Consider the following 12,502-nt stretch of genomic DNA (forward strand, 5'->3'; position numbering starts at 1 on the left):
GACACTATCGGAGGAGTACTCGTGGCCGAAGTAACCCCAAGCGAGCACGGGAAACGAGCGGTATTCGGGCTCGTCATCCTGGCGCTGCCGACGCTGATGATGGCCATGGATCTCAGCATTCTGTACGTGGCGGTGCCGGCTCTGTCGGTAGATCTCGGTGCAAACTCGACGGAGCAGTTGTGGGCTCTGGACCTCTACGGTTTCGTGGTCGCCGCACTCCTGATCACCATGGGGAATCTCGGTGATCGCATCGGACGTCGGCGCCTGCTTCTGATCGGGGCGAGCGCGTTCGCCGTGTTGTCGGCGGTGGCCGCGTACTCGCCGAGCATCGAGGTGCTGATCGCGGCGCGTGGTGTACTCGGCATCGCCGGAGCGACTCTCATGCCTTCGACGCTGGCGCTCCTCAACAGCCTGTTCACTGACAAGCGGCGCCATGCCATGGCCATCGGCGCCTATATGAGCTGCTTCATGGGCGGTATCGCTCTCGGCCCGGTCGTCGGCGGCGTCCTGCTCGAGCACTTCTGGTGGGGCTCAACGCTCCTCCTCCCAGTACCTGTGATGGTCCTCCTGGTGGTGGCCGCTCCTTTCCTGCTGCCCGAGGCGCGGGGCGGCGAGATCCGCGGCCGCATTGACCTGCTCAGCGTCGCACTCTCGCTCGTCGCGATCCTCCCGTTCGTCTACGGCGTGAAGGAGATCGCCAAGAACGGCCTCACGGGCGTCGCCGTCGTTGCCCTCGTCGTCGGGGTACTCGCGGGCGTGATATTCGTGCGGCGGCAGAGTCGTCTCGCCGAGCCGCTCCTCGACGTCTCGCTGTTCCGCAACCGGGTCTTCGCCTCGGCAGCGACCCTCATGTTGCTGATGGGGATCATGTCCGGGTACGCCTTCCTCGTCGCGCTGTACCTCCAATCGGTGGCCGGTTACTCTCCGCTCTCGACGGGCTTGTGGCTGATCGCCCCCACGTTCGCGGGCATGGTCGGGTCCATGCTGGCCCCGGCGTTCACGCGCCGCATCCCGCCGGGCAAAGTGATCGTTGCGGGCATGATCATCTCGGTGCTCGGGCTCGTCGCGGTGACCCAGGTTGGCCCGGAGAGCGGCGTGGCCCTGCTCATGTCCGGGTTCATGGTGGCGTCGCTGGGGTCCGGTCCGGCGGGCGCATTGGGAGCCGGGCTCATCATGACTTCGGCTCCGCCGGAGAAGGCGGGCTCGGCGGCTGCTGTCTCAGAGACCAGTGGCGACTTCGGTGTCTCCCTCGGCATTGCCTTGACAGGCAGCATCGCCGCGGCCATTTACCGCAGCGCCTTCAGTGACCCTGTTCCGGGCGTCGACGTCGACGCCGCATCGACCGCACGGGAGAGCGTCGCCGGCGCGATGTCGGTGGCCCAGGGTACTCCAGGGCCGGCCGGCGAGGAGCTGGCGCGTAGGGCGGCCGAGGCGTTCACCGATGGGCTCAACGTGGCCGCCGCCTTCGGGGGTGTAGTCGCGCTCGTTCTCGCAGTCGTCGCGGGCATCTCGCTGCGCCACGTCCCAGCCCACGGGGACGGCAAGGATGGGTCCGACGATGCCGGCACCGCCTCGCCCACGGATACGGATGCGTCGGCCGACGACCGCGGCACTATTCGCGACCTCGTGGACGAGCAGGGCATCGACGGCGCTGAAGACACCGAGCACTCGCGGACGAGCCGATGACGTACGGAGCCGATTTCGTCGAGATCTACGAGACGGTCTACCAGGCCCGTGGCAAGGACTGGGTGCGTGAAGCCGAGGCGGTCGTCGCGCTCGTGCGCGAGCGGTATCCGCACGCCGGATCGTTGCTCGACGTGGCCTGCGGGACAGGAGCCCACCTGGAGACGTTCGCACAGCTGGTGGGCGACGTCGAGGGGGTCGAGCTCTCGGAGCCGATGTTGCGGCGCGCATGGGACCGCTTCCCGTCCCGGGTGCACCGCGGCGACATGCGCAACTTCCGGCTACCGCGCCGGTTCGACGCCGTCACCTGCCTGTTCCATGCCATTGGGTACGTCGAGAGCCGCGAGGAACTCCATGCGGCGATCCAGGCGATGGCCGACCACTTGGTTCCCGGCGGCGTGCTCGTCGTCGAGCCCTGGTGGTTCCCCGAAAATTTCCTCGACGGGTACCTCGCCGCCGACTCGGGGCATATCGAGGGGAGTGCAATCGCCCGGGTATCGCACACCTCGAGTCAAGGTCGTCACTCGCGGCTCGAGTCCCGGTACCTCATCGCCCGCGCCGAAGGGATCCGGGAGGTCACCCAGGTCCACGAACTCATGCTCTTCACCCGGGATGAGTACCTGCAGGCCTTCGAGGAAGCCGGCTGCCCCGCAACGTACTCCGCCGAAGGCATCAACGGGCGGGGCATCTTCGTCGGAGTCAAGGGTTCCAGCACCGGAACCCAGGCCTTGCGCCAAGGCGAGGGGGAGCCGTCATGAGCACCTTCGGTACAGTGCGCTCCCTGGACGGGACGCGGATCGCGTACGAGCGCTTCGGCAGTGGTCCCGCCGTGGTGCTCGTGTGTGGAGCGATGGACGACGGCACCGAGAACGCTCCGCTCGGTCTCGAACTCGCGTCGCGGTTCACCGTCTACAACTACGCGCGGCGCGGCCGGGGCGACAGCGGGGACGTCGCACCCTACGCCGTTCGCCGCGAGATCGAGGACCTGGCCGCGGTGATCGACGAAGCCGGCGGGTCGACCCATGTCTTCGGGGCGTGCTCAGGTGGAGCGCTGGCGTTGGAGGCAGCGGCGGCCGGTGTCGCGATGAACAGGCTGGTCGTCTACGACTTGCCCTACGACATGGGTGCGGACGCGGAGGTTCAGCACCGTCGGTACATACAGCGTGTACGGGCCTTGCTCGACGAGGGCCGGAGGGCCGAGGCATTCGAGCTCTCGATGCGCACTTGGGGTTCGCCGGAGGAGTCGGTGCGGCGAGCAAGGAAGCATGCGAAGTGGTCACACCTGATCAGTCTGGCTCATACGCTCCCTTACGACGCCGCCTGCATGGGGACCACCAATCAGCCACCGGCCGAGCGATTCTCACGGATCGGCGTGCCCACGCTCGTGCTCAACGGCAGCGCGTCGCAGGACCACCCGACAATGAGCGAGCTCCGACCGAACTTCTTTGGTGAGGCGGCCGACGCCGTCGTCGCCTGTGTCCCCTCGGCACAGCGCGGCGTCGTCGCCGAAGGACCGCACGTCATCGACGCCGAGAAGCTGAAGGGCCCGATCGGCGACTTCCTGCTCGACGAGTCCCCTGCCCGCACAACCATGTGAATGGAGAAGCCATGCGTGTCATGATCACGTGCTTTCCGGCGCCCGCTCACTTCTGGCCGCTCGTACCCTACGCGTGGGCGTTGCAGAGCGCGGGTCACGACGTGCGGGTGGTGGCGCCGTCCGGATTCCCCTCCCCCACCGGCATCATATCCACGGACTTCGCGCAGCGCGTAACCGAGTCCGGCATCGTCGCTGTACCCTGTGGGCCGCCGACACCGCTGGCGGTACACGATTGCGACGACCCGGACTTCGCCGACGTGCTCCCGAACCCAGAGGAGACCGAGCGATACGTGCGGGCGTTATCCGTGCACGAGCGCGTCGAGCGTGACATGTGGGACGTCTTCTACCACTACGCGATCCTCGCCATCCGGAACTACCAACCGCCGCGGCCGCGCGAGGACATCGACGAGATCGTCGCTTTCGCGAAAGACTGGCGCCCGGATCTCGTGCTGTGGGAGCCGTGGTTCCCCTGCGGCGCGGTCGCAGCCAAGGCGAGCGGAGCGGCCCATGTCCGTACCCTCATCTCTCCCGACTACACAGCGTGGGCTCACGAGCGGTTCGTGAGCAAGGGACTGCCGAGCATGCTGGCGGAGGCGATGCAACCGCTGGCCGAGCACCACGGCGTGACGGTCGACGACGAGCTGTTGATGGGGCAGGCGACGCTCGATCCGATCCCCGCGGGCATGCGGCTACCCACCCGGACTCCCACCGTTCCCGTCCGGTACCTGCCCTACAGCGGCGGGAGCGTGTCCCAGCACTGGTTGCGGGCCGAACCAACGCGACCGCGAGTGGCGATCAGTCTCGGGGTCTCCGCCCGGGCCGTCGACAAGGGCGACAGCACGGGCCGGATCCCGGCGCTGCTCGAGGCGGTGGACGGGCTGGACGTTGAGGTGATCGCAACCCTCAATAAGGACCAGCTCTCCGACCAGGTCGAGACGCTGCCGGACAACGTTCGCGCCATGGACTACGTCCCCTTGTCACAATTGCTGCCGACCTGCTCCGCGCTGGTCAACCACGGGAGCTTCGGGACCGTCATAGCTGGTATCGCCCATGCCGTACCGCAGATAGTGTGCGACACCGACGAGCCGACGCGGTTCTTCGGCCGCGCGACCCCCGACGGCGTCGAGTGGGATCGAACGTCGCCCAAACAAGGCTACTCGACCCTCACAGCGAACTACCTGGCCGACCGGGGTGCGGGGAGCCGACTCGACCACCAGAAGCAGTCAATCTCCGAGATCCGCTCGATGCTGCGTCGCGTCGTCGAGGACCCCAAAGTGCGCGACGCTGCGCTCCGACTTCGGGAGGAGGAGTGGGCGTCGACACCGACTCCCGCACAACTCGTGCCGTGGCTCGAGAAACTCGCCCAGGAACGCTGATTGTGGATCTCGACTCCCAGGAGTGAGTAGACATCGGTGTCTGGCAGCCCTTGCGGGGCGGGAGAATCGGAGAGTTTTTCAGGCAACGATTCGACTGAAACGCAAGGGCAGCTCGGCGGCGCATTCGGACTGGCGCTGCTGGTCACTCTGGCCGTCCGATCAGTGCAAAGTGACGTGACCGCCGGCATTGCACCGCGTTGTTGATGGAGAACTTCAAGCCAGAGCCACCGCCAGGGGTTGGCTCGCCCAAGGGTGAGGGCGAGTCGGGTGCGGAGCCGGACGCCGAAACCCCGGTCCTTGGGGCGGCACGTACCTGAGGGTAGTGCTTACCGACATGGGCGGGGCAGGCCGGACGGCATGCCCCGCCCGACCCACGTGGTGCCGCGAACAGCGTTGTGATAATCGAAGTTCACTCGTGGAGGATAGGGCGATCATTTCCGGGGAGACTTGTCACAGCGGCCGTTCGATGGCGAAGTGCTCGCCGACGCTATGCGGGCGAGACCCGATCCGGCGGGCATCGTCGGCGGCGTCCCACTCGTCGATCAGGGCGTTGAGCTCGGCGAGCGAGTCCACCTCCGGGACCGGGACCAGGTGGTTGCGGCGGAAGCGCCCGATCTCCCCCTCCACATCACCTTTCTCCTGCGCGCCCTTGATGCCGGGCTGGTAGTAGAAGGTGTCCAGGCCGAAGTGGGAGCGGACGCGAGCCACCGTTCGTTCTCCACCCGGGCGCGGGAGAACCCCAGGACCTGGCGCACCGCCGAGCGCAGGTTGTCGTAGCGGACCTTGCCGGTCGGAATCCCGCCCAGCACGCTGAAGGCGTGCACGTGTCCCTCCAGGAACGCCTCCTGCCCGCAGGAGGCGAACACCCGGTGCACCGCCTTGCCGGAGAACGACAACCGGAAGGTGAACAGATAACAGCAGGTGGACCGGCCGGCCAGCCGCACCCGGACCTCGCCGAAGTCGACCTCGGCGTCCGTGCCCGGCCGAGGAGTCTGCGGGATGAACACCTCGGCCGGCTCCCGGCCCGCCTCGCGCCGGACCTCGGCGCGGCGCCGGCCCTCGTAGTCCGACACTGTCGCATACGAGATGCCTTCCATCTCGTGCTCAGCGACCAGCCGATCGAAGATCCGCCTCGCGGTATGCCGCTGCTTGCGAGGAGCGCCCAGATCCGCACGCAACATCGCGTCAACCGCCGGCTTGAACGGATCCAGCCGAGACCGACGCGGTGGCTGCTTCTTCCGCGGCTTCGGCAACGCCGAGGTCAACGCTTCGCGCACCGTCCGGCGATGCACCTGATACTTGCGCGCCAGAGCCCGAACCGACAAGCCCTCGATCGTCGAGTCCCGCCGGATCGCCGCGAACAACTCGACCTTGCTCCGTTTCACGCTGCGCCTCCACGGTCAACAGCGACGGCATCCTCCTCCGATGACCTTGGTGGGGCCAGAACCCACCCTTCAAACCACGCTGGGTGTGTTGGCTTGGTCGCAATATCGAAGACGCAGCCTTCGTTGGCGGCTGGAAGACTCACAGAGTAGGGCAGGCCGGAGCGGCATGGACTTGTGCAGACCGGCAGTCCTGCCGCGCCGGGAAATATGCCGATGGGAGCTTCGATATGGCCTCTACACTGCCAGAGACCTTTTTGAATCAGGTTCGCCGGCGGCCCGAAGCGGTTGCCGTGCGGTCAGCCGACGGGTTTCTGACCTTCGATGAACTGAACCGCCGGGCCAATCGCTTAGCCAACCTCCTGATCGAGCGTGGAGTGGAAGCAGAGGAGCCCGTAGCGGTATGTTTCGGCCGGTCGTTCGACCTGGTCGTTGCGACACTCGCGGTGATCAAGGCGGGCGCCACGTATGTGCCCCTGGCCACAACGACGCCGACGGAGCGACTGCGGTCGATCAGCGACCAACTCAAGGTGCGGATGGTAATCACCGACGGTTCGACGCCCGCGGCCACGCTGTCCAGCTTCGGCGAGGTGATCACGGTCAGTGACGCTGAACAAACGCAAGAGTCCGAACCGGTGGTTTCGGTAGCTGAGGACCAGCTTGCCTACGTTCTCTTCACTTCAGGATCGGGTGGCGCGCCTAAAGGTGTCGGAGTTTCTCACCGCAGTGTGATCGGGCTCATCGAAGACCAGACCTGGAACGATTCAGTCTTTAGTCGGATTCTCATGATCGCGCCGTATGCATTCGGAATGTCAACGTTTGAATTGTGGGCACCGTTGTTGCGCGGTGGACAAATTGTCCTGGCACACCCGGGCGAGTTCGACATCGACGCGCTGCGCGACGATCTCAGGCGGGGCGACGCGACCGCAGTTCACTTGACATCGGGCCTCTTCAGGCTCGTTGCCGAGGAGGATCCCACCTGTCTTTCATCCGTGCGTGAAGTCATGACCGGTGGTGACGTCGTCTCGCCAGAGGCGGTGCGTCGGATCCTTTCCGCAAATCCGAATATCCGGGTCAGAGTGATGTACGGACAGACTGAGACCACTCTGTTCGCCACCCAGCTGCCGTTGACGCAGGACGCGCAGGTCGGTGCTTTCGTCCCGCTCGGTCAGGCTCTCGATGACAAGCGACTTTACGTGCTCGATGAGAGCTTGAACCGAGTAGCCGAAGGCGGAGTCGGCGAACTGTACGTTGCGGGCGGGTGCCTGGCGCGGGGCTATGTCGAACGCCCTGATCTCACTGCGGAGCGGTTCGTTGCGGACCCGTTCGGCGCTCCAGGCGAGCGGATGTTTCGTACCGGTGATCTGGTCCGGCAGACCGCCGGCGGCTCGCTCGAGTTCCTCGGGCGGGCTGACCAGCAGATCAAGGTCCGTGGCTTCCGGGTCGAGCTGGGAGAGGTCGAGGCCGCACTTCGAACGCATCCGGCCGTGGCGGATGCGGTGGTCGTCGGCACCTCGAGCGACGAGGATCAGCGGTTGGCCGCCTACGTCGTCCCCTGTGCGGGCGGCGTCGACTTCGGCGAGCTGCGCACCCACCTGGCCAGGGCTCTGCCCGATTACATGGTGCCCGCCGCGTTCACCGCCATCGACGCGATACCGGTGACCGTCAACGGGAAGGTGGATCGAGATGCTCTGCCGGAGCCGGAGTTCGACCGGGCCAAGCAACATCGTGCGCCGCTCAGCCCACGTCAGGAAACGCTGTGCGCCATCTTCGGCAAGACCTTGAATGTCGACCAAGTCGGCCTCGACGACAGCTTCTTCGATCTGGGCGGTCAATCGCTCCAGGCGGCGCGACTCGTGTTGCGCATCGAGGCTGAGCTGGGCGTGAAGCTCAGCGTAGTGGAGATATTCGATATCCCCACCGTCGCGCTCATTGACCAGCACATCACCGCGATTCACGGCGACCAGGTCGCCAGGGCGAGCTAACAGGAAGGATTCCGGATATGTCGAATCCGTTCGACCGCGAGGACGGCCAGTTCATCGTGCTGGTCAACGAAGCCGGTCAACACTCCCTCTGGCCCGAGTCCGTGGTGGCGCCCGCGGGCTGGCGGGTGGCCCTCGCTGCGACAGATCGCACGTCCTGTCTGCGTTACGTCGCGATGAACTGGACCGACCTCCGCCCACGTGGTGCCGGCCGCAACCAGGGGGCGGCGTGATGGCGCTCGAGCAGAACTCTGTCTACACGGGCATGAGGGTCGACCACGTTCGGTTCTTCGTCCAGGATTCCGCATCAGCGGCGGACCTGTGGACCCGAGGCTATGCCTTCTCGGAGTTCCAGCGGATCGAAGACGGCCGAAGCCGCACCGTCGGAGTTGGGCGCGATGACATCCGGTTGCTGATCACCGAGCCGCGTGTCCCTGACCATCAGGCCGCCATCTACGTCTCCCGACACGGAGACGGAATCGCCGACATCGGGCTCGGCGTGGCCGACGCTCGGACTGCGTTCCACGAGGCGGTAAGTCGCGGCGCTGTACCGCTACACGGGCCAACCGAAGATGACGGGGTAGTGACGGCGAGCATCTTGGCCTTCGCGGATGTCGCCCATACCTTCGTGCAGCGCGCCGCGAGCGGACCGCTTCCCCCGGCCGGTTCGCCTTCCGCGCGTGACATCGGCGCTGCTGCTATCGACCACTTCGCTGTCTGCCTGCCCGGCGGGCAGCTCGATCCCACCGTGGCGTTCTACGAAGAGGTACTCGACTTCCGCGTCGTGTACGAGGAGAAGATATTCGTTGGTCGACAATCTATGAATTCCAAGGTTGTGCAAAGTACCTCCGGCGCCGTCACCTTCACGCTGATCGAGCCGGACTTGGCCAAGTCGCCAGGCCAGATAGACACCTTCCTGCGTGACCACGGCGGTGCGGGGATCCAGCATGTGGCGCTCCGGGTGCCGGACATTGTGCGGGCGGTCGACCAGGTCCAGGCGGCTGGTGTTGAATTCCTTTCAACGCCCGGACGGTACTACGACCGTTTGGATGAACGGATTGACCTGGAAAGGCATTCGGTGAAGGATCTGCGCGTACGTGGCATTCTGGCTGATGAGGACCATGACGGGCAGCTGTTCCAGATCTTCGCCAAGCCGGTCACCCCGCGCAATACCTTCTTCGTCGAACTGATCGAACGCCTTGGCGCGACAACCTTCGGGAGCGGAAACATCAAGGCGCTCTATGAGGCGGTCATGCAAAGCCACGATGCAATCGAGGGCGCAGCATGAGCGATGACACGTTTCCGCTTTCGCACACTCAGTCGCTGGTCGTGGTTGACCCAACAACGCGATCAGCAGCGCCGCGCCACCGGCGTTGAGGTCGACCGCCCAGGTCGCCGGCCCGTCGGCGGCCAGCGCGGCCACCTCGCCGACGTGTCCTTACACAGCGATCAGCTCGCACATCCCAATTAGCGGTCGAGTCTTCGCGGGGCGCCGGGCGGCCAATCCTCCTGGGCCATCAGCGGCAAAGGCATGAAAGTCATACCCGGCACCCCTGGGTGCCGCGAACCCTACGACCGGCCCGAAACACCTGGCCAGAAGGTAAGAAACCATGACGACCATGGACACTCCGACTGGCGCTGCCGAGCGGTGGCCGCTGTCGGCGAATCAAGAGTTCCTATGTGCCCTCGATCAGGGCGACGCCGAGGGGCCGTTTGGTCCTCGTCACCATATCGTCCACGGGTGGCGCATCCATGGACAGGTCGACGTGCAGGCGTTGCAGCGCGCGCTCGATGACATCATCGTGCGCCACGATGCGTTGCGCTCTGTGATCATCCGTGATCCGGAAGCGCGGTGCCAGGTCGTCCATCAGCCGACTCCCGCGGAACTGACCGTTCGGGATCTTCCAGGGATCGAGCCGGAAGAGCGGGGACGCCGAATCGACGCCTTGCTTGTCGAGGAGGAGACGGCCGACTTCGACGCATCCTCGGTACCGAAACTTCGCGCGGTCCTCAACCGGTTCGACGACCACGACGCCCTGCTCGTGCTCGTCGTGCACCATGCGGCCGCGGACGGGTGGTCCGTGCAGGTTATCTTTCGCGATATCGCGGCCCGATATGCGACCCGGACCGGACACGGGGGCCATGAGCTCGCAGAGCCGCAGCAGTATCGCGACTTCACGACGTGGCAGCTTGCGAGATTGGGCGGTCCCGCCGAGAATTCGTCGCGTCGCTACTGGCAGGATAAGCTGCGAGGTGGGGAAACCCTGACCATGCCCGCGGACCGGCCGCGATCGAGGGGCTTGCCGCAGACAACAGCCATGTACCGGTTCGAAGTGGACGCTGAGCTGATGGCTGGCGTGTCCGCGCTGGCCAGGGAAGTGCGTGGGTCCTCCTTTATGGTGCTCCTCGCCGCTTTCACGATCGCGGTCAACCGGATGTCCGGAGCGACGGACATCTCCACCCCGACATTGACGCCTGGCCGTGGTTATGGCCGTTTCGACGAGGCGGTCGGTCTATTCTTTAATTTCGTACCGATCCGCTTGGATGTCACGGCGTGCGCCAAGTATCGGGACGTGCTGCAGCTCACTCGAAACACCTGTCTGGAGGCCTACGTCCACGACATTCCGGCGATCCCGGGCGAAGCACCCGAGTTCATGCGACCGATGGCGATGGACAATGAGGTTCCGATCATCTTCCAAGTCTTTCCCTTTCCCTTCCCTGTCGACGGCACCCGAGTGGGGGACCTGGAGTACAGCGAGATTCGGCGGCGGCTCGGCTCACAATCGCGCACGTCGGACATCCCGGACGGCGTATTGTGGACACTCACCGTCGACACGACGGGCGAGCTTATCGGTAACATCGCGTACAAGGACGGGCTCGTTGACCGAAGCAGTATCGCGCAGTGGGTGCGCCGATTCTGTGCTGAACTGAAGAACTTGGTGACCGGCCCCGACGACGTGGTGCTGCTTCTGCGAAGTGCGTCGCGTAATTTGGTGGAGCAATCGGAGCAGCGGTGACGGGCCCATTCGACGACAAGTGGGCGGTTCATCGTTTCGGCAACATCTTGGGTCGTGGTTGATTGGTTGTCGATGCGGTTGGTGCCGGACGAGTTGTGGGTGCTGGTGGAGCCGGCCACATGAGACACGCTCTTGCTGGAAGTTTGGTCGCTTGTTTGTCATGATCACGTCGTTTTTTCTTTCATATTGCGTCTTTGGCTTGCCGCTAGGGTTGCCGACATTGGGATGGATTAGGCTGACGTCGTTTCCGGTCCGCGCAAGAATTACTGCGTGCTGCCTAATCGAAGGGGAGTCGAGTGTTTCGAAGAACCAGCGTTTTTCGGCGTGCGAGCCGAAGCGTCTACGCCGCCCTGGCCGCGGTCGTCGTCCTCCTGGCCGCGGTCGTCCTCTTGGCCGGTTCGGCCGCCAGTGCCGAGCCGCCGGTGGCCGACCGGTCGGAGTCCGGGGACCTTCCGGGTTTCAGCCACGGAACAGTTGCCGTGGAGGGCACCACGCTGCACTACGTTCGCGGCGGGTCCGGACCGCCGTTGGTGCTGTTGCACGGCTGGCCGGAGACCTGGCGCGCGTGGGCGAAGATCATGCCGTCCCTCGCCCAGGACCACACCGTCATCGCGTTCGACCTGCCTGGTCTGGGCGACTCGACAATTCCGGCAGGCGGCTACGACAAGGTGACCACCGCCAAGCGCATTCGCGAGGGTGTCCACAAGCTGGGCTTCAGCCAGGTTTCCCTTCTCGCCCACGACGTCGGTTCGCTCGTGGCCTACCCGTACGCCCGCGACTATCCGACCGAGGTCGTCCGGATGGCCGCGCTGGCGACACCTCTGTCCGGGTTCGGCCTCGAAGAACTCTACGGGGTCAGCTTCCACCTCGGCCTGAACCAGGCCGCCGCTCCGGTCCCGGAGAGGCTGATCGACAACGACGACGTGTCGACGTACCTCGGCTTCCTCTTCAGCAACACACGGTATCCCGACCGCATCGACCAGGCGGCCTACTTCCAGGCCTACGCGAGTCCGGCGCGCCGGACCGCGGGCTACGGGTACTACCGGGCGTTCGCCGGCGACGCCGCGGACAACCGTGCCAACGCAGACAAGCGCCTGCGGATGCCGGTACTGGCGATGGGCGCGGAGTTCTCCTTCGGCCTGGTCGTCGCCAACTCGTTCAGGCAGGTGGGCGACGACGTTCGCGGCGTCGTCGCGCCGGACAGCGGACACTGGATCGCCGAGGAGAACACGGCGTTCCTGAGCGCCTGCGCCAAGCTGTTCTTCGGGCCGCAGGGGGTTCCCGCGCCGAGTCCCGAGCTGGCGAACTGCGTGGCCTGACGGCACATTCGCGCATCACTTCGGTCCCGCGCGTTCAGATCGCGCGGGACCGAAGGCCGCCTCACGCCGCTCGCAGTCGCGGAAAGAGGCGTTCCGCGTTGTGAGTCGTCAGGGCACGCCAGGTGGTTGCGGTAGACTGAGACGCC

At 65.5% G+C, this 12,502-nt stretch carries 11 protein-coding genes; 9 read left to right on the plus strand and 2 right to left on the minus strand.

Going from position 1 to position 12,502, the window contains the following annotated elements; translation table 11 throughout:
• The first annotated feature begins 21 nt into the window (after positions 1 to 21).
• Genes IE317_RS06070 through IE317_RS06085 form a run of 4 tightly spaced genes read left to right on the plus strand, consistent with a single transcriptional unit; the run spans position 22 to position 4,656 of the window.
• Positions 22 to 1,686 carry an MFS transporter gene (locus tag IE317_RS06070; RefSeq protein WP_229902502.1) on the plus strand — a complete coding sequence of 555 codons (1,665 nt, stop codon included), beginning with the start codon at positions 22 to 24 and terminating at the stop codon, positions 1,684 to 1,686.
• Positions 1,683 to 2,441 (plus strand): class I SAM-dependent methyltransferase, encoded by a 759-nt coding sequence (locus tag IE317_RS06075; RefSeq protein ID WP_191307050.1) that lies wholly within the window; start codon positions 1,683 to 1,685, stop codon positions 2,439 to 2,441. The genes IE317_RS06070 and IE317_RS06075 overlap by 4 nt, the downstream gene beginning before the upstream one ends.
• Positions 2,438 to 3,280 carry an alpha/beta fold hydrolase gene (locus IE317_RS06080; RefSeq protein WP_191307053.1) on the plus strand — a complete coding sequence of 281 codons (843 nt, stop codon included), beginning with the start codon at positions 2,438 to 2,440 and terminating at the stop codon, positions 3,278 to 3,280. The genes IE317_RS06075 and IE317_RS06080 overlap by 4 nt, the downstream gene beginning before the upstream one ends.
• An 11-nt stretch (positions 3,281 to 3,291) precedes the next feature.
• On the plus strand, positions 3,292 to 4,656 hold the full coding sequence (locus tag IE317_RS06085) for a nucleotide disphospho-sugar-binding domain-containing protein (RefSeq protein WP_191307054.1): 1,365 nt from the start codon (positions 3,292 to 3,294) through the stop codon (positions 4,654 to 4,656).
• 450 nt (positions 4,657 to 5,106) lie between these two features.
• Here IE317_RS06085 and IE317_RS45070 read toward each other — a convergent pair whose 3' ends face one another.
• Together IE317_RS45070 and IE317_RS06090 are read right to left on the minus strand one after the other, a co-directional pair.
• Entirely contained in the window at positions 5,107 to 5,229 is a 123-nt protein-coding gene (locus tag IE317_RS45070) for a hypothetical protein (RefSeq protein WP_268246856.1), read from the minus strand.
• Entirely contained in the window at positions 5,199 to 6,020 is an 822-nt protein-coding gene (locus tag IE317_RS06090) for a transposase (protein WP_191307056.1), read from the minus strand. The genes IE317_RS45070 and IE317_RS06090 overlap by 31 nt, the downstream gene beginning before the upstream one ends.
• Before the next feature lie 248 nt (positions 6,021 to 6,268).
• Here IE317_RS06090 and IE317_RS06095 point away from each other — a divergent pair, with 248 nt between their 5' ends.
• The 5 genes from IE317_RS06095 to IE317_RS06115 all read left to right on the plus strand — a co-directional run bounded on the left by IE317_RS06095 (position 6,269) and on the right by IE317_RS06115 (position 12,356).
• The gene (locus tag IE317_RS06095; protein ID WP_191307058.1) at positions 6,269 to 8,023 is read left to right on the plus strand and encodes a non-ribosomal peptide synthetase; all 1,755 of its coding nucleotides are present in this window, start codon (positions 6,269 to 6,271) and stop codon (positions 8,021 to 8,023) included.
• A gap of 17 nt (positions 8,024 to 8,040) precedes the next feature.
• Positions 8,041 to 8,253 carry an MbtH family protein gene (locus tag IE317_RS06100; RefSeq protein ID WP_191307060.1) on the plus strand — a complete coding sequence of 71 codons (213 nt, stop codon included), beginning with the start codon at positions 8,041 to 8,043 and terminating at the stop codon, positions 8,251 to 8,253.
• Entirely contained in the window at positions 8,253 to 9,308 is a 1,056-nt protein-coding gene (hppD, locus tag IE317_RS06105; protein WP_191307062.1) for a 4-hydroxyphenylpyruvate dioxygenase, read from the plus strand. Before IE317_RS06100 ends, hppD begins: the two co-directional genes overlap by 1 nt.
• Before the next feature lie 322 nt (positions 9,309 to 9,630).
• Positions 9,631 to 11,037: a condensation domain-containing protein gene (locus tag IE317_RS06110; RefSeq protein ID WP_191307064.1), complete on the plus strand. Its 1,407-nt coding sequence runs from the start codon at positions 9,631 to 9,633 to the stop codon at positions 11,035 to 11,037.
• Between the two features lie 296 nt (positions 11,038 to 11,333).
• A complete protein-coding gene (locus tag IE317_RS06115) occupies positions 11,334 to 12,356 on the plus strand; it encodes an alpha/beta fold hydrolase (protein ID WP_229902503.1) in 1,023 nt (340 codons plus the stop codon).
• Positions 12,357 to 12,502: the final 146 nt, after the last annotated feature.

The organism is Amycolatopsis bullii, assembly GCF_014654205.1.
Taxonomy (GTDB): domain Bacteria; phylum Actinomycetota; class Actinomycetes; order Mycobacteriales; family Pseudonocardiaceae; genus Amycolatopsis; species Amycolatopsis plumensis.